This is a genomic window from Mycobacterium sp. E2733 (assembly GCF_001667585.1).
Classification (GTDB): domain Bacteria; phylum Actinomycetota; class Actinomycetes; order Mycobacteriales; family Mycobacteriaceae; genus Mycobacterium.
In genome coordinates, this window is sequence record NZ_LZJZ01000136.1 from 34,339 (window position 1) to 54,841 (window position 20,503).

Annotated in this window: 18 protein-coding genes; 9 read left to right on the forward strand and 9 right to left on the reverse strand. The window is 67.4% G+C overall.

The window, feature by feature from the left end; all coding sequences use genetic code 11:
- The first annotated feature begins 207 nt into the window (after positions 1-207).
- The 4 genes from A5678_RS25145 (at position 208) to A5678_RS25160 (ending at position 6,740) form a co-directional block, all read left to right on the forward strand.
- Positions 208-987 (forward strand): hypothetical protein, encoded by a 780-nt coding sequence (locus tag A5678_RS25145; RefSeq protein ID WP_068048600.1) that lies wholly within the window; start codon positions 208-210, stop codon positions 985-987.
- A 194-nt stretch (positions 988-1,181) separates the two neighbouring features.
- The gene (locus tag A5678_RS25150) at positions 1,182-4,910 is read left to right on the forward strand and encodes a multifunctional oxoglutarate decarboxylase/oxoglutarate dehydrogenase thiamine pyrophosphate-binding subunit/dihydrolipoyllysine-residue succinyltransferase subunit (RefSeq protein WP_068048603.1); all 3,729 of its coding nucleotides are present in this window, start codon (positions 1,182-1,184) and stop codon (positions 4,908-4,910) included.
- A gap of 81 nt (positions 4,911-4,991) precedes the next feature.
- Positions 4,992-5,819, forward strand: a complete 828-nt coding sequence (locus tag A5678_RS25155) for an SDR family oxidoreductase (RefSeq protein WP_068048605.1) — start codon at positions 4,992-4,994, stop codon at positions 5,817-5,819.
- Between the two features lie 69 nt (positions 5,820-5,888).
- A complete protein-coding gene (locus tag A5678_RS25160) occupies positions 5,889-6,740 on the forward strand; it encodes an SDR family oxidoreductase (RefSeq protein ID WP_068048608.1) in 852 nt (283 codons plus the stop codon).
- Positions 6,741-6,747: 7 nt separating this feature from the next.
- On the opposite strand, the gene A5678_RS25165 is transcribed toward A5678_RS25160, so the two are convergent.
- The 3 genes from A5678_RS25165 to A5678_RS25175 form a co-directional block, all read right to left on the reverse strand.
- Positions 6,748-7,617: a glycine betaine ABC transporter substrate-binding protein gene (locus A5678_RS25165; protein WP_068048611.1), complete on the reverse strand. Its 870-nt coding sequence runs from the start codon at positions 7,615-7,617 to the stop codon at positions 6,748-6,750.
- Positions 7,614-8,813, reverse strand: coding sequence for an NADP-dependent malic enzyme (locus A5678_RS25170; protein ID WP_068048614.1), 1,200 nt, complete (start codon positions 8,811-8,813; stop codon positions 7,614-7,616). The genes A5678_RS25165 and A5678_RS25170 overlap by 4 nt, the downstream gene beginning before the upstream one ends.
- Positions 8,814-8,884: 71 nt before the next feature.
- On the reverse strand, positions 8,885-9,874 hold the full coding sequence (locus A5678_RS25175; protein ID WP_068048617.1) for a malate dehydrogenase: 990 nt from the start codon (positions 9,872-9,874) through the stop codon (positions 8,885-8,887).
- 195 nt (positions 9,875-10,069) lie between these two features.
- On the opposite strand from A5678_RS25175, the gene corA reads away from it, so the two are divergent.
- Positions 10,070-11,173 (forward strand): magnesium/cobalt transporter CorA, encoded by a 1,104-nt coding sequence (corA, locus tag A5678_RS25180; protein ID WP_068048697.1) that lies wholly within the window; start codon positions 10,070-10,072, stop codon positions 11,171-11,173.
- Positions 11,174-11,176: 3 nt separating this feature from the next.
- Here corA and A5678_RS25185 read toward each other — a convergent pair whose 3' ends face one another.
- The 6 genes from A5678_RS25185 to A5678_RS25210 are packed head-to-tail and all read right to left on the reverse strand — an operon-like array spanning position 11,177 to position 16,661.
- Entirely contained in the window at positions 11,177-11,770 is a 594-nt protein-coding gene (locus A5678_RS25185; protein ID WP_068048619.1) for a suppressor of fused domain protein, read from the reverse strand.
- A complete protein-coding gene (locus A5678_RS25190) occupies positions 11,767-12,945 on the reverse strand; it encodes an ABC transporter ATP-binding protein (RefSeq protein WP_068048621.1) in 1,179 nt (392 codons plus the stop codon). The genes A5678_RS25185 and A5678_RS25190 overlap by 4 nt, the downstream gene beginning before the upstream one ends.
- Positions 12,946-12,949: 4 nt before the next feature.
- The gene (locus A5678_RS25195; protein WP_197502245.1) at positions 12,950-13,783 is read right to left on the reverse strand and encodes a carbohydrate ABC transporter permease; all 834 of its coding nucleotides are present in this window, start codon (positions 13,781-13,783) and stop codon (positions 12,950-12,952) included.
- A gap of 4 nt (positions 13,784-13,787) precedes the next feature.
- Positions 13,788-14,699: a carbohydrate ABC transporter permease gene (locus tag A5678_RS25200; protein WP_068048626.1), complete on the reverse strand. Its 912-nt coding sequence runs from the start codon at positions 14,697-14,699 to the stop codon at positions 13,788-13,790.
- Complete coding sequence (locus A5678_RS25205) at positions 14,696-16,078, reverse strand: extracellular solute-binding protein (protein ID WP_156747080.1); 1,383 nt, start codon at positions 16,076-16,078, stop codon at positions 14,696-14,698. Before A5678_RS25205 ends, A5678_RS25200 begins: the two co-directional genes overlap by 4 nt.
- Before the next feature lie 55 nt (positions 16,079-16,133).
- Entirely contained in the window at positions 16,134-16,661 is a 528-nt protein-coding gene (locus A5678_RS25210; RefSeq protein WP_068048633.1) for a general stress protein, read from the reverse strand.
- Positions 16,662-16,822: 161 nt separating this feature from the next.
- Between A5678_RS25210 and A5678_RS25215 the strand changes: the two genes are divergently transcribed.
- The 4 genes from A5678_RS25215 to A5678_RS25230 all read left to right on the forward strand — a co-directional run.
- Positions 16,823-17,443: a DUF4190 domain-containing protein gene (locus A5678_RS25215; protein WP_068048635.1), complete on the forward strand. Its 621-nt coding sequence runs from the start codon at positions 16,823-16,825 to the stop codon at positions 17,441-17,443.
- Positions 17,444-17,512: 69 nt separating this feature from the next.
- Positions 17,513-18,820 (forward strand): CBS domain-containing protein, encoded by a 1,308-nt coding sequence (locus A5678_RS25220; protein WP_068048653.1) that lies wholly within the window; start codon positions 17,513-17,515, stop codon positions 18,818-18,820.
- Positions 18,817-19,353, forward strand: coding sequence for a DUF1003 domain-containing protein (locus A5678_RS25225; RefSeq protein WP_068048656.1), 537 nt, complete (start codon positions 18,817-18,819; stop codon positions 19,351-19,353). The genes A5678_RS25220 and A5678_RS25225 overlap by 4 nt, the downstream gene beginning before the upstream one ends.
- A 111-nt stretch (positions 19,354-19,464) precedes the next feature.
- A partial coding sequence (locus tag A5678_RS25230; protein WP_068048700.1) for a lytic transglycosylase domain-containing protein occupies positions 19,465-20,503 on the forward strand: 1,039 nt, incomplete at its 3' end.

The window sequence follows — 20,503 nt, forward strand, 5'->3', positions numbered from 1 at the left end:
GCTTCCGACGATGCCCGGCCGCACGGAGCCTGCCTGGTCGACGGGCCCGGACCGTCACGGACATCCAGCCTGCATTATGGCCGCTGCCGCAATCGAGGGCAGCGACGGACCCGATCCGGGGTACACCACGCGGAAGGTTTCATGTTCGGTCGGTGTTCTGCGGCGCGCACGTTAGCCTGGTAGGACGCCATTTGCAGGAGAGGCAAGATGCGGGCCCGACGGAAGCGGTCTTCGAACCGGTTTTTTAATATGTCGCGCGCGGAGCAGGCGCCGACGCCCACCAACGGCCGGCCTAAGACGTCCGCGCGGGCGTTGGCCCAGGTCATCGAGCGAAGCTCGCGGATCCAAGGCCCCGCGGCCGAGGCCTATGTGTCCAGGCTGCGCAACGCGCACCCGAGCAGCAGCCCGGCCGACATCCTCGCCAAGCTGCAGAAGCGCTACGTGGGCATGGTGACGGCCAGCGGCATGGCGGTGGGCGCGGCGGCGACCGTCCCCGGGATCGGCACGTTGAGCGCGCTGTCTGCCGCCGCGGCGGAGACGGTGACGTTCCTCGAGGCCACCGCGTTCTTCGTGTTGGCGGTGGCGGTGGTGTACGACATTCCCGCCGACCATCGGGAACGGCGCCGGGCCCTGGTGCTGTCGGTGCTGGTCGGCGACAACAGTAAGGAAGCGGTCGCCCAACTGTTCGGCCCGAGCCGCACCAACGGTGGCTGGATTTCCGAGAGCGTGGCCGCCGTGCCGCTGTCCTCGATGTCGCGGCTGAACTCGCGGTTGCTCAAGTCGTGGATCAAGCGGTACACGCTGCGGCGCGGCGCCCTGATGTTCGGCAAGTTGCTCCCGGTGGGCATCGGGATCGTCGTCGGCGCAGTGGGGAACTACTTCGCCGGCAAGAAGATCGTCCGCAACGCCGACCGGGCTTTCGGCGTCCCGCCCGTGCGGTGGCCACGCGCCCTGCATCTCGTGCCGCCGATCCACGAAGCCGGCTAGCGCACGGCCCGTCCCTCCGACCCCCGTCTCCCTGGCGAATTGCCGGCGAAAGGTTAGCCTTTATAGGGCGGGAGACGTTGAGCATCGCCACTGCTGTGACATGCTCCACAATCCGGGGGCCGAGAAACGTACAGGCGCCGTGCAAAATCTGCGTAAGCGCTTGCAGGACAGAGGAATTGAGGCGAACAGCGGTCGTGAGCAACATAAGTTCACCATTCGGGCAGAACGAATGGCTGGTCGAGGAGATGTACCGCAAGTTCCGCGATGACCCCTCGTCGGTGGATCCGAGCTGGCATGAGTTCCTGGTCGACTACAACCCCGAGCCAACGGGCGAATCGGCCTCGAGCACCCCGGCCTCAGGCGACGGCCAGCGCGCCGCGAGCGGCCAGCAAGCAAAAGCCGCGCCGGTCGCCCAGCCGTCCGCCCCGACCGCCGCGCCGGCCCAACCCGCCACCGGCAACGGCGCCGCCAGCGCCCCCGCGGCAACACCGGCCAAAGCCAAAGCCCCGACACCCTCGCCCGCCGAAGGCGACGAGTTGCAGACGCTGCGGGGTGCTGCGGCCGCCGTCGTCAAGAACATGTCCGCCTCGTTGGACGTGCCGACCGCCACCAGCGTCCGCGCCGTTCCGGCCAAGCTCCTCATCGACAACCGAATCGTCATCAACAACCAGCTCAAGCGCACCCGCGGCGGAAAGATCTCCTTCACCCACCTGCTGGGCTATGCGCTGGTGCTGGCCATCAAGCAGTTCCCGAACATGAATCGGCACTACGCCGAGGTGGACGGAAAGCCCACCGCGGTAACCCCGGCGCACACCAACCTGGGCCTGGCCATCGACCTGCAGGGCAAAGACGGCAAGCGTTCGCTGGTGGTGGCCGGCATCAAGGGTTGCGAGACGATGCGCTTCGCGGAATTCGTTTCCGCCTACGAGGACATCGTGCGCCGCGCCCGTGACGGCAAGCTGACCGCCGAAGACTTTGCGGGCGTGACGATTTCATTGACCAACCCCGGCACCATCGGCACCGTGCACTCGGTGCCGCGGCTGATGGCCGGGCAGGGCGCCATCATCGGTGTCGGCGCGATGGAATACCCCGCCGAGTTCCAGGGCGCCAGCGAGGAGCGCATCGCCGAGCTGGGGATCGGTAAGCTGATCACGCTGACCTCGACGTACGACCACCGGATCATTCAGGGCGCCGAATCCGGCGACTTCCTGCGCACCATCCACGAGATGCTGCTGTCGGACGCGTTCTGGGACGACATCTTCCGCGAACTGGGCAACCCGTACCTGCCGGTGCGGTGGAGCACCGACAACCCGGACTCGATCGTCGACAAGAACGCCCGGGTGATGGAGTTGATCGCGGCCTACCGCAACCGCGGTCACCTGATGGCCGACATCGACCCGCTGCGGTTGGACGGCAGCCGGTTCCGCAGCCACCCCGACCTCGAAATCCTCAACCACGGGCTCACGCTGTGGGATCTCGACAGGGTGTTCAAGGTCAACGGCTTTGCCGGCAGCGAGTACAAGAAGCTGCGCGACGTGTTGGGCCTGCTGCGCGATGCCTACTGCCGCCACATCGGCGTGGAGTACACCCACATCCTGGAGCCCTCGCAACAGGAATGGCTGCAGCAGCGCGTGGAGACCAAACACGTCAAACCGACGGTGGCCGAGCAGAAATTCATCCTGAGCAAGCTGAACGCCGCCGAGGCGTTCGAGACGTTCTTGCAGACCAAATACGTTGGTCAGAAACGTTTTTCGCTTGAAGGCGCGGAGAGCGTCATCCCGATGATGGACGCGGCGATCGACCAGTGCGCCGAGCACGGCCTCGACGAAGTGGTCATCGGGATGCCGCACCGCGGCCGGCTCAACGTGCTGGCCAACATCGTCGGCAAGCCGTATTCGCAGATCTTCAGCGAGTTCGAGGGCAACCTCAACCCGTCGCAGGCGCACGGCTCCGGTGACGTCAAGTACCACCTCGGCGCCACCGGCGTGTACCTGCAGATGTTCGGCGACAACGACATTCAGGTCTCTTTGACGGCCAACCCGTCGCACCTCGAAGCCGTCGACCCGGTGCTCGAGGGCCTGGTCCGGGCCAAGCAGGACCTGCTGAACCGCGGCGCCCACGACGACGGGGACGAGAAGGCCTTCTCGGTGGTGCCGATGATGATGCACGGTGACGCCGCCTTCGCCGGCCAGGGCATCGTCGCCGAGACGCTCAACATGGCGGACCTGCCCGGCTACCGGGTCGGCGGCACCATTCACATCATCGTCAACAACCAGATCGGCTTCACCACCTCGCCGGAGTATTCGCGATCCAGCGAATACTGCACCGACGTCGCCAAGATGATCGGGGCGCCGATCTTCCACGTCAACGGCGACGACCCGGAAGCGTGCGTGTGGGTGGCACAGCTTGCCGTGGACTTCCGGCAGAAGTTCAAGAAGGACGTCATCATCGACATGCTGTGCTACCGCAAGCGCGGCCACAACGAAGGCGACGACCCGTCGATGACCAACCCCGCCATGTACGACGTCGTCGACACCAAGCGGGGGGTCCGCAAGAGCTACACCGAAGCCCTGATCGGCCGCGGCGACATCTCGCTGAAGGAGGCCGAGGACGCCCTGCGCGATTACCAGGGCCAGCTGGAACGGGTGTTCAACGAGGTCCGGGACCTGGAGAAACACGGCGTACAGCCGAGCGCATCGGTCGAGGCCGACCAGATGCTTCCTGCGGGCCTGTCGACCGCGGTGGACAAGGCGTTGCTGTCCCGCATCGGTGACGCGTTCCTCGCGCTGCCCGAGGGGTTCAGCCCGCACCCGCGGGTGCAGCCGGTGCTGGAAAAGCGCCGGGAGATGGCCTACGAAGGCAAGATCGACTGGGCCTTCGGCGAGCTGCTGGCGCTGGGTTCGCTGGTGGCCGAGGGCAAGCTGGTGCGGCTGTCCGGCCAGGACACCCGGCGCGGCACCTTCTCCCAGCGGCATTCCGTGATCATCGACCGCAACACCGGCCAAGAGTTCACGCCGCTGCAGCTGCTGGCGACGAACACCGACGGGACGCCCACCGGTGGCAAGTTCCTGGTCTACGACTCACCGCTGTCGGAGTACGCCGCCGTCGGCTTCGAATACGGCTACACCGTTGGCAACCCGGACGCCCTGGTGCTGTGGGAGGCGCAGTTCGGCGACTTCGTCAACGGCGCGCAGTCGATCATCGACGAGTTCATCAGCTCCGGCGAGGCCAAGTGGGGCCAGCTGTCCAACGTGGTGCTGCTGCTGCCGCACGGCCACGAAGGCCAGGGCCCCGACCACACCTCCGGGCGCATCGAACGCTTCCTGCAGCTGTGGGCGGAGGGTTCGATGACCATCGCGATGCCATCGACGCCGTCGAACTATTTCCACCTGCTGCGCCGGCACGCGCTGGACGGAGTCCAGCGGCCGCTGATCGTCTTCACGCCGAAGTCGATGCTGCGCAACAAGGCCGCCGTCAGCGACGTCAGGGACTTCACCGAGATCAAGTTCCGCTCTGTGCTCGAAGAGCCGACCTATGAGGACGGCATTGGTGACCGCACCAAGGTCACCAGGATCCTGCTGACCAGCGGCAAGATCTACTACGAGCTGGTGGCGCGCAAGGCCAAGGACAACCGGGACGACGTCGCGATCGTGCGCATCGAGCAGCTCGCCCCGCTGCCGAAGCGACGGCTCAACGAGACCCTCGACCGTTATCCCGGCGCCAACGAGTTCTTCTGGGTGCAAGAGGAGCCGGCGAACCAGGGCGCCTGGCCGCGGTTCGGCCTCGAGCTGCCCGAACTGCTGCCCGACAAGCTGACCGGGCTCAAGCGGATCTCGCGCCGGGCCATGTCGGCGCCGTCGTCAGGCTCGTCGAAGGTGCACGCGGTCGAACAGCAGGAGATCCTCGACACCGCGTTCCGCTGACCCGGCGCAACCACCCACCGGTACGGGGGACCGCCGGTACCGGCTAGCCTCGACGCAAACGAGCCGACAAGGAAGGTGCTCATGCAGGGGTTCGCCGGCAAGGTCGCGGTGGTGACGGGCGCGGGTTCGGGCATCGGCCGAGCGCTGGCCGTCGAGTTGGCCCGCTCGGGCGCCAAGGTAGCGATCAGCGACGTCGACATCGAAGGCCTGGCGGAGACCGAGGCGCAGTTGAAGGCGATCGGGGCCGAGGTCAAGGCGGACCGCCTCGACGTGACCGAGCGCGAGGCGTTCCTGGCCTACGCCGACGCGGTCAAGGAGCACTTCGGCAAGGTGAACCAGATCTACAACAACGCCGGGATCGCCTTCACCGGCGACGTCGAAGTCAGCCAGTTCAAGGACATCGAACGGGTGATGGACGTCGACTTCTGGGGTGTGGTCAACGGCACCAAGGCATTCCTCCCGCACCTGATCGCCTCCGGCGACGGCCACGTCATCAACGTCTCCAGCGTGTTCGGGCTGTTCTCGGTGCCCGGGCAGGCGGCCTACAACTCGGCCAAGTTCGCGGTCCGGGGCTTCACCGAGGCGCTGCGACAGGAGATGGTGGCGGCCGGGCACCCGGTGGCGGTGACCACGGTGCACCCCGGCGGCATCAAGACCGCGATCGCCCGCAACGCCACCGCGGCCGAGGGGCTCGACCAGGCCCAGCTGGCCAGCCTGTTCGACAAACGGCTCGCCAAGACGAGCCCGCAACGAGCCGCCCAGATCATTCTGGAGGCCGTGCGCAAGAAGAAGGCCCGGGTGCTGGTCGGCACCGACGCCAAGGTGTTGGACGCCTTGGTGCGGCTGACCGGCCCGGGATATCAGCAGCTTTTCGGACCCGTCATGGGCCGGCTGATGCCCAAGCAGTGACGGCCGCCCTACGCGGGGACTGTCGGTAACGGATAGCCTGACGCAGCACGCCGGCACGAGGGAGTACGCATGCATGGGTTCGCCGCCAAGGTCGCCGTGGTGACGGGCGCGGGTTCCGGTATCGGCCAGGCCTTGGCCCTCGAACTGGGCCGCGCCGGCGCCAAGCTCGCGATCAGCGACGTCGGCGTTGAAGGCCTGGCAGACACCGAGGCGCAGTTGAAGGCGATCGGAGCGGAGTTCAAGGCGGATCGCCTCGACGTGACCGAGCGCGAGGCGTTCCTGTCCTACGCCGACGCGGTAAACGAGCACTTCGGTCGGGTGAACCAGGTCTACAACAACGCCGGCATCACGTTCGTCGGATCCATCGAAGACAGCCGGTTCGAGGACATCGAACGGGTAATGGATGTCGACTATTGGGGTGTCGTGAACGGCACCAAGGCATTCCTCCCGCACCTGATCGCCTCCGGAGACGGGCATGTCATCAACGTCTCGAGCGCGCTGGGGCTGTTTTCGGCTCCCGGCCAGGCCGCGTACGTATCGGCCAAGTTCGCGGTACGCGGGTTCAGCGAGGCGCTGCGACAGGAGATGGTCCGGGCCGGCCACCCGGTGCGGGTGACCACGGTGCACCCGGGCGGGGTCAAGACGGGGTTCGCCCGCAACGCAATCTTCGCCGACGGGCTCGACCAGGATGGCCTGGCCGAAAAGTTCGAGGAGCAACAGGCCAAGACCACACCGCAACGGGCGGCCCAGATCATCTTGGGAGCGGTGCAGAAGAACAAGGCTCGGGTGCTGGTCGGGCCGGACGTCAGGGCCATGGACCTGGTGGTGCGGCTGACCGGTTCGAGACCCGAGCGGCTGCTGGGCGGGCCGGTCATGGGACGAGTGCAGCAGGTGGTGCACCAGCTCATGCCCAAGCGCTGACGCCCCCTCACCGCCCCAGCGGGTGTTCCGCCAACCACCCGCCGGCGACCGCCTGGGGGTCCGCTCCGCCGGCCATCTGGCGGCGCATGTCGACCAGGGCCGCGGTGTCCAGCACGCCGGCGACCTCGTTGATCGCGAGCAGCTGCCGATCGCTCAGCGCGTTGCGGCGATACAGCGGCACCACGTTCTCGGCCCGGATCAGTGCGGGCTTGCCGTCGGCGAGCGCGACCAGGTCGGCTGGGAGGCCGGGGTCCGCGGTGGTCGTCCACCCCGCGGTCAGCTGCCCGGCCCGCAGCGCAGCGAACATCGTTGCCTCGTCTCGGAATTCGTGCGGAGCGGGCAGCCGGCAGGTGCCCACGCCCGTAGGGGCCTGGCGCCCGGTGACGATGCCCACGACCAAGCCGGCGCAGTGCTTCGGCAGCGTGCTCAGGTCCGCGCTGACATCGCTGCCGCCCCACGCCTTGGCGGTGGACCCCGTCACCAGCAGCACGGGCTTGTCCTCCGCGGCGGTCGCATAGTCGCCCGCGGCGACTCCCTCGGGCAGCGCGGCCACCATCGCGCGGTAGACGTCGGCATCGGACATGGCCACCGCGCCGGGCTGCAAACTCTGCAGCTTGCGGCCGGTCAGGGCCGGGACGACCGTGAACGCACCCGAGTCCAGGCGGGCCATGGGATCCTCGGCGGTCTCGGCGCGCGCCGCGAAACCGTACGACCGCAGCGCGGCCACGTAGACGCCGGCCAGCAGCGTCGACTCGGAATCCTTCCCGGAGCCGACCACCAGTTCCGGACGGGCGCCATGGTCGCCTGCGTCGGCGCCGCAGCCGGCCACGATGAGTGTGGCGGCGAGCAGCGGCACCGCCAGCCAGCCGGGTTTCACCCCGCGAGGTCGGCGGGGTCTGCGGCCAGGGCCACCGCCGTGGCGACCGCATCCCCGACGCGCAGGTCGAGCGGGCTCGGAACGATCCGGTCGAAAGCCAGGTCGTCGCTGACCACCGAGAAGATCGCCTCGGCCGCGGCAACCATCATCTTTTCGGTGATCCGGCGCGCCCCGGCATCCAGCGCACCCCGAAACACGCCGGGGAACGCCAGCACGTTGTTGATCTGGTTGGGGAAGTCGCTGCGGCCGGTGGCCACCACGGCCGCGTACTTGGCGGCGATCTGCGGATGGATCTCCGGATCGGGATTGGACAGCGCGAAGACGATCGCATTGGGCGCCATCGTGGCGATCATCTCCTCGGGCACCACACCACCCGACACCCCGAGGAACAGATCGGCGCCGCGCAGCGCCTCGGCCATGCTGCCCGTGAGACCGTCAGGATTGGTGCGCTGCGCCAACACGCTCTTCACGCTGTTCATGTCGTCGCGCCCGGTGTGCAGAATCCCGCGCGAGTCCAGCACCGTGATGTCGGAAACACCCATCGCCAGAAGGAGATTCGTGCACGCGACGCCCGCGGCCCCAGCGCCGGAAACCACCACCCGCAGCGACGTCATGTCGCGGCCGAGCAACTTGGTGGCTCCCATCAGCGCGGCCAACGCGACGATCGCAGTCCCGTGCTGGTCGTCGTGCATCACGGGGCAGTCCAGCGCTTCGATGACTCGCCGTTCGATCTCGAAGCAGCGCGGTGCCGAGATGTCCTCTAGGTTGACGGCGCCGAACGTCGGACGAAGGCGCACCAGGGTTTCGACGATCTCGTCGGGATCCTTGGTATCCAGCACGATCGGGATCGCATTCAGCCCGCCGTACGCCTGGAACAGGGCGCACTTGCCCTCCATCACCGGCAGCGAGGCCGCGGGGCCGAGGTCACCGAGGCCCAACACGGCGCTGCCGTCGCTGACGACGGCGACCAGCCGGTTCGCCCACGTGTACCGGGCGGCCTGGGTGCGGTCGGCGGCTATAGCGCGGCTGACCTGCGCCACCCCCGGGGTGTAAGCGATCGACAATGCGCGCTGAGTGTCCAGCGGAGCCGTCAGCCCTACGGAAAGCTTGCCGCCTACGTGTGCCTCGAAGATCTCCGCGTCGGTGATCGCGCCCTGTTCGGCCCGCGTCTGTATCGATTCAATCAACTCGGACACGCGCCCCAGGGTACTGACTACCGATTAGTAGGCCTAATCTGCGCGGGATGAGATTCCGCACGCCCGGGGGGTCAGATCAGTCCCAGCTCGGTCACCGCGTTGCGCTCGTCGACCAGCTCGGCGGTGGTCTTGTCTATGCGGCCGCGCGAGAAGTCGTCGATCTCCAGTCCCTGCACGATCGACCAGTTGCCGTCCTTGGTGGTCACCGGGAACGACGAGACGATTCCTTCCCGAACGCCGTAGGAGCCGTCGGAGTAGACCGCCATCGACACCCAATCACCGTCTGGGCTGCCCAGCAGCCACGAGCGGGCGGCGTCGATGGTCGCCGACGCGGCCGAGGCCGCCGAGGAGGCGCCGCGCGCGTCGATGATCGCGGCGCCGCGCTTGGCCACGGTCGGGATGAAGTCGTTCTCGATCCAGGTCTGGTCGCCGACGACCTCGGCGGCGTTCTTGCCGCCGACCTCGGCGTGGAAGATGTCGGGGTACTGGGTGGCGGAGTGATTGCCCCAGATGGTCATCTTCTTGATGTCGGTGACCTTCGCGCCGGTCTTCTTGGCCAGCTGCGTGATCGCCCGGTTGTGGTCCAGGCGGGTCAGCGCCGAGAACCGTTCCTTCGGGATGTCGGGCGCGTTACTCATTGCGATCAGCGCGTTGGTGTTGGCCGGGTTGCCGGTCACGCCGATGCGGATGTCGTCTGCGGCGACGGAGTTCAGGGCCTTGCCCTGCGCGGTGAAGATCGCGCCGTTGGCCTCCAGCAGGTCGCTGCGCTCCATGCCCGGGCCGCGCGGGCGGGCGCCGACCAGCAGGGCGAGGTTGGCGCCGTCGAAGATCTTGTTCGCGTCCGCGCCGATCTCGACGCCCGACAGCAGCGGGAACGCACAGTCGTCCAACTCCATCACGACGCCCTCGAGCGCCTTGAGCGCCGGCTCGATCTCGAGCAGACGCAGCTCGATCGGGCGGTCGGGGCCCAGCAGTGAACCGCTCGCCAGGCGGAACAACAGGCTGTAGCCGATCTGGCCGGCGGCGCCGGTGACGGCGACCTTGAGAGGACTTGCGCTCACGTCGAAATGCTCCTTGTGGAGGTAGTCATGCAGATTTCGGGTCTCGGCTCGAAACTAGCGCACCGCGCTCGGCTGCCAACCTCCGGTCCGATACCCGACACTTTCCGCCTCGACCGGATCGGCGCGCTTTGCGCAGCCAGGACGCGTAGCATGAAGCACCGCCCGGTCAGACCTGCGCGGCGGTCGGAGGTGGACGTGTTCCAGGGTTTTGACGCATTGCCCGAAGCGCTTCGGCCGCTCGCCCACGAGCCGCGCCCGCCGCAACCCGATCCCCAACCCCACTCCCCCAACGAGACGTTGGTCGACTGCGCCGTTTACGCCGAAGGCCAACGGCTGCCCGGGAAGTTCAGCTACGCCGCGGCCCGGGACAAAGTGCGCCAGATCGAAATGCTCGGACACGATGCGTTCGTCTGGGTCGGTCTGCGCGAACCCGACCAAACCGAGATGCAGGAAGTCGCGGACCTTTTCGGGATGCACCCGCTGGCCGTTGAGGACGCGGTGTGCGCACACCAGCGGCCCAAGCTCGAGCGCTACGACGACACGCTGTTCCTGGTGCTGAAAACGGTCACCTATGTCCCGCACGAATCGGTCGCGCAGGCCCGTCAAATCGTCGAAACCGGGGAGGTGATGGTTTTCGTCGGCAAGAGTTTCGTCGTCACCATCCGCCACGGCGAGCATGGCGGGCTGTCCGAGGTGCGCAAGCAGATGGAGGCCGACCCCGAGCAATTGCGGCTTGGGCCCTACGCGGTGATGCACGCGATCGCGCATGAGGTGGTGAACCACTACCTCGATGTGAGTCATCTCATCGAATCCGACATCGACAGCATCGAGGAGGTGGCTTTCGCCCCAGGCCGCAAGATCGACGTCGAACCCATCTATCTGCTCAAGCGTGAGGTCGTCGAACTTCGCCGGTGCGTCAACCCGTTATCCGGCGCGTTCCACCGAATCCAGATGGAGAACAAGGACCTCATCTCCAAAGAGGTGCGGCGCTACCTGCGCGACCTCGCCGACCACCATTCCGAGGCCGCAGACCACATCGCCAGCTACGACGACATGCTCAACTCGCTGATCCAGGCGGCACTGGCGCGGGTCGGGATGCAACAGAACAACGACATGCGCAAGATGGCAGCCTGGGCCGGCATCTTGGCGGTGCCCACCATGGTCGCCGCCATCTACGGGATGAACTTCCACTTCATGCCCGAATTGAACTGGACGTGGGGATACCCGGGGGTCATGGCCGCGATGACGTTGACCTGTCTGGTGCTGTACTTCCAGTTCCGGCGCAACAACTGGCTCTAGCCATCAATCGGGCTGTACTGCAGAGCGCTTCGGATCCAGCACGTCGACGCCGTCGTTCTGCCACGCCCGTCGCATGGCTTCGGCGCCCTTCAACCGCACCCAGGCCGCTTCGGTCGCGGTGATGGGAATCGCCGCGAGGAATTGCACCGGGTCGCGGGGCGGTTCTAGCGGCAGATCGTCGATGTCGCTGGGGCCCAACAACACCGCGGTGAACGGCACTCGCCCGCCGGCCCGCGCCCACAGTGGCGAGCCGAGATCGACCAACGCGTCGGCGGTCAGCACCAACCCCTCGACGGCCGGCGTCGCGGCCAGTACTGCCAGGCTGCGGGCAATCCCTCTGACCGGCCCCGGATTTCGCAGGCTCAGCACGACTTCGGCGCGCGGGCCCCGGGTGTGGTCATCGACGGTCTGCTTCGGGTCGGTCATCGGATAGCGCGAACAGCCCAGCGACACAAAGTGCACCAGCCCGTCGTTCCCACGGAAACGCAGCACCTCGATGGGTTCGGTGCCCAGGAAGGTCACGCTCGCCGAATCGGGCTCGGCGTCGGCGAAGTGGCGGCGCAGGTGGGCATGCACCTGGTCCGGGATCCGGCTCACTGCTCCCCAGACGCCGCGATGGTCAGGTTCGCCCCGGAGTCGGCGTCGAAAACGGCAAGCTTGGCGGTGTCGAACGCCAACTCGAGCGGCTGCCCCATCGCCGCTTTGGACTCCGCGGGAACCCTTGCCACGAACTGGTTTTCGTGCGCATGGGCCGTGGCGGCCAGCTCGTCCAGCTGAGCCGAGCGCGCCGCCCACCCAGCGGTGGAGAAGTAGACGAACTTATCGGCGCCCAGCGACTCCACCAAGTCCACCTTCACCTCGAAGGTGAGCGCCCTGATGCGCTGGTACCCGTCGATCAAAGCGGCGTCGTGCAGATGCTCGGGCCGTACCCCGACGATGACCTTCTCCGGCGTGGGGTGCCGCGCGATCGCCTGTTGGACTTCGGGAGCCATCACCGCTTCCCCGAACGGCAGCGTCAGCCCGATGGTTGTCAACGTGGCCGGGAAAAAGTTCATGGCCGGCGAGCCGATGAACCCCGCGACGAAGAGGTTGGCCGGATGCTCGTAGAGCTCGTCGGGGGTGTCGATCTGCTGCGCGACTCCGCCGCGCATCACCACCACCCGGTCTCCCAGCGTCATGGCCTCGGTCTGGTCGTGGGTGACGTAGACGGTTGTGGTGCCCAGCCGCTTCTGCAGCCGCGCGATCTCGCCGCGCATCTGGACGCGCAGCTTGGCGTCCAGGTTGGACAGCGGCTCGTCCATCAAGAAGGCTTTGGGGTGGCGCACGATCGCCCGGCCCATCGCGACCCGCTGGCGTTGTCCCCCCGACAACTGGGACGGCTTGCGGTCGAGCAGTTCAGTGAGGTCAAGGGTTTTGGCGGTCTCCTCCACCTTCTGGGCGATCTCCGCCTTCTTCATCTTCGCCAGCGTCAGCGGAAACGCGATGTTCTGCCGCACGGTCATGTGCGGATACAGCGCGTACGACTGGAAGACCATCGCGATGTCCCGATCCTTGGGCGCTTTCTCGTTCATGCGCTCGCCGCCGATGCGCAGCTCCCCGGAGGAGATGTCCTCAAGGCCGGCAATCATGTTCAGCGTCGTCGTCTTACCGCAACCGGACGGGCCGACCAAAATCAGGAACTCACCATCGGCGATGGTGATGCTGAGGTCTTTCACGGCCGTGGCGCCGTCCGGGTAGCTCTTGCTGACATGGTCCAGCACAATCTCGGCCATCGAGCTATCCCTTCACAGCGCCGGAGGTCAGCCCGGCGATGATTCTTCGTTGGAAGATTAGAACAAACAGGATGATCGGGACCGTGATCACGATGGCACCGGCCGCGATTGATCCGGTGGGTTCCTCGAATTGCGAACTGCCACCGAAGTTCGCGATGGCCACCGGTGCGGTGATCGCCGCCTTGGTAGCGGTCAGCGACAGCGCCAGCAGCAGGTCGTTCCACGCGAAGATGAACACTAGAATCGCCGCGGTGACCACGCCGGGCGCGGCGAGCGGGACGATCACCTTGCGGAACGCCTGGGCCGGTGTGGCACCGTCCATTTTGGCCGCCTTCTCCAGATCCCAGGGAATCTCCCGGAAATACGCCGACAGCGTGTAGATGGCGAGCGGCAGAGCGAACGTGATGTAGGGCAGGATCAGGCCGGGCCAGGTATCGAAGAGACCGACGAACCGTTCGATATTGAACAGCGGGGTGACCAGCGAGATCGCCGGGAACATGGTGACGAGCAGGCTGGCGCCGATCAGCATCCGCTTGCCCGGGAAGTTCAGCCGGGCGATCGCGTAGGCCGCCATGGCGCCGAGTCCCACCGCGATCGCGGTGGTGATCAACCCGATCCCGATCGAGTTGACCAGCGCCGAGCTGAACAAGTCACCCCGGAACACGCCGCGATAGTTCTCGAAGGATAACGATGACGGAATCAGCTTGCCGTCCTTGACATTTGACGTCGGCTTGAGCGAAAGGCTGAGGATCCACAACACCGGAACAAGCGCGTACAGCACCACCACGGTGTCTAGAAGGACCCAGCCCGCCCAGGCCGTGGCACGCCCGGGACCCACTTTGTTAGCGGCCATCGACGTCACCACCGGGCGCCGCCGCGCCGAACGCCTTGATGTAGACCAGCGCAATGATGCCCACACAGAGGAAGATCAGCACGCTGATCGCCGAGCCCAGCCCGACGTTGAACCCCTTGAACAGATTGTCGTAACCCAGGATTGACACCGAGTCGGTGTTGTTGGCGCCGTCGGTCAGCACGTAGATGCTGTCGAAGATGCGGAAGGCGTCAAGCGTCCGGAACAGCAACGCGACCACGACGGCCGGCCTGATGATGGGCAGGGTGATGCGCATCAGCCGCCGCCACGGCCCGGCGCCGTCGACCTGGGCGGCCTTCAGCAGGTCCTCGGGCACCAACGCCAGCCCGGCCAGCAGGAGTAGCGACATGAACGGTGTCGTCTTCCAAACCTCGGCGAGGACCACGATGCCGAGCGACGGGATCTGGGCGGTCAGGGGGGCGCTGCCCTGCGGCAAAAGGTTAGCCAGGTAACCGGTTCCGGGCGTCCACGCGTAGTACCAGCTGTACGAGGCGACCACGGTGACGATGCCGTATGGGATGAGCACCGCGGTGCGCACCAGGCCCTTGCCCAGCAGCGTGCGGTGCATCACCAATGCCAGCGCCAGGCCCAACACGAACTCGAGCGACACCGAAACCGCTGTTATTCCCAGCGTTACGGCCAGCGCGGTCCACCAATAGCGGTCGGTCAAGATGGTTTGGTAGTTGCTCAGCCCGACGAACGCGGTGTCGTTGGGGGTGGCGAGGCTGTTGCGCTGCAGGCTCAGCCACACCGCGTAGCCGATCGGGTAGGCGGTCACGGCCAGCATCAGGATCGCCGCCGGCGCGACGAGCACAAACGCCAGTCGCCGTTCCGGCAGCTGGTTTCGGGCCCGAGGGCGCGGCGCGACGGCCGTTGCGGTCATGGCAACAGCCCCCTGCCGTCGATGGCCTTCTGCGCCTGTGCGGTGAGTTCGTCGGCCGTCCGCTCCGGGTCGATTTTGGTGATCGGGCTCAGCGCCGCCGACAGCCGCAGCGACAGCGCCTGATACACCGGCGTCGCGGGCCGCACGGCGGCGTCGGTGAGCTGTCGGCGAATGATCGTGTACATCGGATACTTGGTCTGGAATTGCGGATCGGAGTACAACGACGTCCGGACCGCGGGCAGGCCACCTGCCATCGAAACGTACTTCTGGCTCTCCAGGCTGCGCAGGCAGCGCACGGCTTCGAAGGCCTCCGCGCGGTGACGGGTGGTGCTCGCCACCGCAAGGTTCAACCCGCCGAGCGTCACCTTGGCCGGCCGGCCCGGCGCCACACCGGGATACGGCGCGAATCCGAAGACCTGCCGGCTGGCGTCGTAGGCGATGCGGAACTGTTCGTCGGAGGGCACGAACGTCCCGACGTCGTTGATGCTGCCTGCCAAGGCCGGGTCGCGGTTCAGCGGCAGGAAGGGGACACCGCCCTTCACCGCGTTCTCCAGCATGGAGGCCAGCACATACGGCCAGTTGACCTCCAGTGCGGCCTTGCCCTGTTCGACCGCCAGGCGCGCCGTGCCTTCGTCGGTCCGGGTGATCGACGGGTCGGCCCCGGGGGCGGTACCGACGGACTTGAGGATGCGCAGCGCGTTGACGGTCGCGGCCCGGTGCGCGGGCGTGTCGGTCAGCGTGACCTGGCGGCCGTCCTCGGAGAGCACCTGACCGCCGCCACTCACCAGCAGCGTGTTGAACCACACCACCAGGCCCTCACCCTCGTTCGCCTGCACGGCGATCCAGGCGGGCTGACCCGCAGCGCGCAACCGGGCGGCCTCGGCCACCATGGCGTCCCAGTCCCGCGGTGGCTGACCTACCAAATCGGGCCGGTACCAAAGCAATTCCGTGTTCGTAGTGACAGGTTCGGCATACAGCTTGTGCTTCCAGCGGGCCGTCGCCAGCGGGCCGGGCAGGGTGTCGACGGCGGCGTCGGTGTCGGCCCGCCCCTCGGGGTCGTCGGACAGCGGCAGCGCCCAGCCCGCCTCGGCGAACTCCGCGGTCCACACCACGTCCAGCGCCATCACGTCCAGCCCGCGGTCGTGGGCGCTCAGCCGCCGCGCCAGCTGCACTCGCTGCTCCCCGGGACCCCGCGGCAGGCTCACGTGCTGGATGGTGAACCGCCCCCGCAATTGCCTGGTGCACTCCTGGGACACCGCTGTGAAGGTGGCCGAATCGGTGGCCGGCGTGAAGAAGGTGATCACCAGCCCGTTGGCGGCGGACCCGCAGGCCGACAGCACCGCCGCAGTGGTCACCGTCACCAGCGCGATGACGCCCATCCGGCGCAACCGCCCAGGACGTTTCAGCACCGATTCACACCTCTCGCGGGCGGCCTCAAATCGCTAAGCGCGCCAACAGATCCCGTGCCTTCTCCGCGTTCTGCGGATCGCAGAGCACGTCGTAGCGACCGGCCACCAGCTGCATGGTCGAGCTGAAATCCCTTGTGCCACGGGCCATCGCGTACGGGACGGCGGAGGTGATCAAACCGAAGAAGACACCGGCGACCAGGCCGGTGGCCAGCGCGGCCCACGGATTCGGGCTGAAGAAGCCGAGTACCAACCCGATGAACAAGCCCAGCCAGGCCCCGCTGAGCACACCGCCGCCGAGAACCTTGGCCCACGTCAGCCGGCCGGTGACTCGTTCGACCTGCATCAGGTCGACGCCGACGATGATCACCTGCTGCACCGGGAACTGCTGCTCGGACAGGTAGTCGACGGCGCGCTGCGCCTCGGCATAGGTCGGATAGGAGCCGACCGGCCAGCCTTTGGGCGGGGTCGGCAGCGAGGGCACGCCGCGCCGGGCGGCCGCCGCGCCGGGGGGCGTGGCGCCGGGAACTTGACCGGGCTGGAAAGGACTAGTCATTAGTGCTCATTCTCCTCCGCCCGGCAAGACGTCACATCTCGGGCCCTCATAGCCTATCCAGGGACCGCGCGCCAACCTGCGAAAACAAGACGCCGCGGCCCGGCGCCCCCGCGGCGGTTCGCCGCCAATCCCCCTCCTGCGCATCGGCTAGGTTGAACAGCATGACAGCGCCCGGCGATGGCTTCGGCGAACGCGCCAACGATGACCAGGCCAAACCGGCCCCCGCCGGCGGCGGGACCCCGGAACAGCCGGAGGCGCCGTGGGAGCCGCCCGCATCGGCGCCCGGACCCGAATATCCGCCCCCGGCCTATCCGCCGCCCGGGTATCCCACCGAGCAGCACCCCGGTTATGGGCCCCAATACCCGCCGCCCCCACCCGGATACGGGCAGCCGCCGGCCTACGACCAGCCGCCGGGCTATGGCCCGCCGCCGTACCAGCCGGTGCCCCCGCAATTCGGTGGGCCGCCCGCCGGCTACGGGCCACCGTCTTATCCGGGCGGCTACTACCCCCCACCGGACTACCTGGGCGGCTACGGGCTACCGAGCGGGCTCAAACCGGGCACGAACAAGCTCGCCATCGCGTCGCTCATCTCGTCGTTCAGCGGCGTGTTCTGCTGCTGCCTCGGCTCGATCGCGGGCATCGTGATGGGAGCGATCGCGCTCAATCAGATCAAGCGCACGCAGCAAGACGGCTACGGCCTCGCGGTCGCCGGCATCGTCATCGGCGTCGCAACTCTCGTGGTGGGCCTGGTCGTCGCGATCTTCGCGATGCACTCGCATTAGCAGCATCGCCTAACCGGACCGACACCGCCGCCGGCTGCCCTGCCGCCGAGCGCTGCTTAGGCTTTCCGCATGGCATCGGTCAACAGGGTGTACATCGCCCGGCTCTCGCGGATGATGGTGCTGGGCCCACTCGGCGAGTCCTTCGGCCGGATCCGCGATGTGGTGATCAGCATCAGCATCGTGCGTCAGCAACCCCGGGTGCTGGGCTTGGTCGTTGATCTGGCGACCCGGCGCAGCATCTTCATCCCGATGCTCAGGGTCACCGCGATCGAGCCGGAGGCCGTCACCCTCAACACCGGCAGCGTGTCCCTGCGCCACTTCGAGCAACGCCCGGGCGAGGTGCTGGCGATCGGCCAGGTGCTCGACACCCAGGTCAAGGTCAACGATCCCGCGCTGCCGGAGCTGGCCGGCCTCGACGTCGTCGTCACCGACCTGGGCATCGAACAAACCCGCACCCGTGACTGGATGGTGAGCCGGGTCGCGGTACGCAGCCAGCGGCGGCTACGCCGGCGCGGCCCCGTGCACGTCGTGGATTGGCACAACGTGCAGGGCCTGACCCCTTCGGCGCTGGCGTTGCCCGGCCAGGGGGTGGCACAACTGCTGAACCAGTTCGAGGGCTGGAAGGCCGTCGATGTGGCCGACGCCATCCGCGGCCTGCCGCCCAAGCGGCGCTACGAGGTGCTCAAAGCGCTCGGCGATGACCGGCTGGCGGATGTCCTGCAGGAGTTGCCCGAGCTGGACCAGGCCGACGTGCTATCCGAGCTGGGCACCGAACGCTCGGCCGACGTGCTCGAGGAGATGGATCCCGACGACGCCGCCGACCTGCTCGGCGTGCTGAATCCGACCGACGCCGAGATGCTCCTGACCCGGATGGACCCGGGCGATTCGGCCCCGGTACGCCGGCTGCTGGCATATTCGCCCGATACCGCCGGCGGCCTGATGACGTCCGATCCGGTAGTGCTGACGCCCGACACGTCGGTCGCCGAGGCGCTGGCTCGGGTCCGCGACCCCGACCTCACCACCGCCCTGTCGTCCATGGTGTTCGTGGTGCGCCCGCCCACCTCCACACCCACCGGGCGGTACTTGGGCTGTGTGCAGCTGCAGCGGCTGCTTCGCGAACCACCGGCGGAGTTGGTCGGTGGGATAGTCGACACCGACCTGCTGACCCTGACGCCGGAAACGCCGCTCGGTGCGGTCACCCGCTACCTGGCCGCGTACAACCTGGTGTGCGGACCGGTGCTCGATGATCAGAACCACCTGTTGGGCGCGGTGACGGTGGACGATCTCCTCGATCACTTGTTGCCGCACGACTGGCGGGTGGATGTCCAGGCGCTCGACACCACCGGCCGGGTCGAAGAACTGGGAGGATCCGCGTGAGCACGTCCTCGGCCCCGCGCCGGCTCTACACCCCGCGGACGTCGCGGAGATACTCGCCCCGCGTCGACCCGGAGGCGGTCGGCCAGATCACCGAATCAATCGCGCGTTTCTTCGGCACCGGCCGCTACCTGCTGGTGCAGACGATCCTCGTGCTGGCATGGATTGCGTTGAACCTGTTCGCTGTGGGGCTGCGATGGGATCCTTATCCCTTCATCCTGCTCAACCTGGCCTTCTCCACGCAGGCCGCCTACGCGGCGCCGCTGATCCTGCTCGCCCAGAATCGTCAGGAAAATCGCGACCGGGTCGCGCTCGAACAGGATCGCCATCGCGCGGCGCAGACCAAGGCCGACACCGAGTTCCTGGCGCGCGAACTCGCCGCGGTGCGGCTGGCGGTCGGTGAGGTCGTGACCCGCGAATACCTGCGTCACGAGCTCGAGGACTTACGCTCCCTGCTGACGAATTTGGAGCCGGAATCCGAGGGCTCTGAGGCCGCGCCGGACGGTCCCGGCGCGGACCGCAACCCTAAGAAATAGGGACGAGAACCAGTTCCGACCATTGCGCCACTCTGGTCACAAGAGTTATGTATGGTGATCTAGTTCACGGCTGAGAAGCAGTTGACCAGCTCACATACCTAGGACGGTCGAGTGCGCATAGGGGGACGCCGGGGTGCACACCCGGCCGCCGCGGCGGAGCGGCTACGAGCACTTCAGGTATCACGCACGCGCGCATTCGGGGTCGCCACCATCACCCCGTTGATTTTTGCCGGAGCGGTGAGCGGAGGGGCGCCTTCACTCCCGGTAAAACTCCCGCCGGTGCATGCCAACATCACTCCGGTGGCTGCTGTCTCCCCGAGCATGCCCGACCTCTCGGGGCCGGCTGTCGTCCGCATCGACCGTTCTCCGACCGCTTTCCACGTCGCCGAACCCGCCTTGTCGGCACCACCGCCGGCGATGATTGTGAATGCGCCTGGGGCGCTTGGCATCCCGAGCATCGCGTTGGCGGCCTATCGCAGCGCCGAGCAGAAGATGGCGGTGGCCGCCCCCAACTGCGGCGTCAGCTGGAACCTGCTGGCGGGGATCGGGCGCATCGAGTCGGGGCATGCCGGGGGCGGTGCGGTTGACGCGCGCGGCACCGCCGTCGTCCCGATCTACGGCCCCGCGCTGGACGGCACGCTGCCGGGCAACGAGGTCATCCTGCAAAGCAGCACCGGCAATCGCCCCACCTATGCCCGCGCGATGGGGCCGATGCAGTTCTTGCCTGGCACCTGGGCGCGATACGCGTCCGACGGCAAAGGCGACGGCGTGGCCGATCCGCAGAACCTCTTCGACTCCACGCTGGCCGCGGCCCGCTACCTGTGCAGCGGCGGCCTCAACCTCCGCGATCCGTCGCAAGTGATGGCCGCGATCCTTCGCTACAACAACTCGATGGCCTACGCGCAGAACGTTCTGGGCTGGGCCTCGGCGTACGCCACCGGCGTGGTTCCGGTCGACCTGCCTCCGATGACTGGGCCGCCGCCTCCGCTCGGCGACGGGTTCCTTGAGCATCCCGAGGGACTCGGCCCCAACCTGCCGATGAACGTCAACGGGTTGCCGCTGGACGACCCCCTGGCGCGCATGCCGTTGATCGACCTCAGCCAACCGCAGAGCGTCGGTCCACCGCCGATGTTCCCGTGGATGACCCCAC

What these genes read in the sequence shown, in the direction of transcription:
- A5678_RS25145 (WP_068048600.1), top strand. Translation starts at nt 208, where the DNA reads ATGCGGGCCCGACGGAAGCGGTCTTCGAACCGGTTTTTTAATATGTCG.
- A5678_RS25155 (WP_068048605.1), top strand. Translation starts at nt 4,992, where the DNA reads ATGCAGGGGTTCGCCGGCAAGGTCGCGGTGGTGACGGGCGCGGGTTCG.
- A5678_RS25160 (WP_068048608.1), top strand. Translation starts at nt 5,889, where the DNA reads ATGCATGGGTTCGCCGCCAAGGTCGCCGTGGTGACGGGCGCGGGTTCC.
- A5678_RS25190 (WP_068048621.1), bottom strand. Translation starts at nt 12,945, where the DNA reads ATGGCCGAGATTGTGCTGGACCATGTCAGCAAGAGCTACCCGGACGGC.
- A5678_RS25200 (WP_068048626.1), bottom strand. Translation starts at nt 14,699, where the DNA reads ATGACCGCAACGGCCGTCGCGCCGCGCCCTCGGGCCCGAAACCAGCTG.
- A5678_RS25205 (WP_156747080.1), bottom strand. Translation starts at nt 16,078, where the DNA reads ATGGGCGTCATCGCGCTGGTGACGGTGACCACTGCGGCGGTGCTGTCG.
- A5678_RS25210 (WP_068048633.1), bottom strand. Translation starts at nt 16,661, where the DNA reads ATGACTAGTCCTTTCCAGCCCGGTCAAGTTCCCGGCGCCACGCCCCCC.
- A5678_RS25215 (WP_068048635.1), top strand. Translation starts at nt 16,823, where the DNA reads ATGACAGCGCCCGGCGATGGCTTCGGCGAACGCGCCAACGATGACCAG.
- A5678_RS25220 (WP_068048653.1), top strand. Translation starts at nt 17,513, where the DNA reads ATGGCATCGGTCAACAGGGTGTACATCGCCCGGCTCTCGCGGATGATG.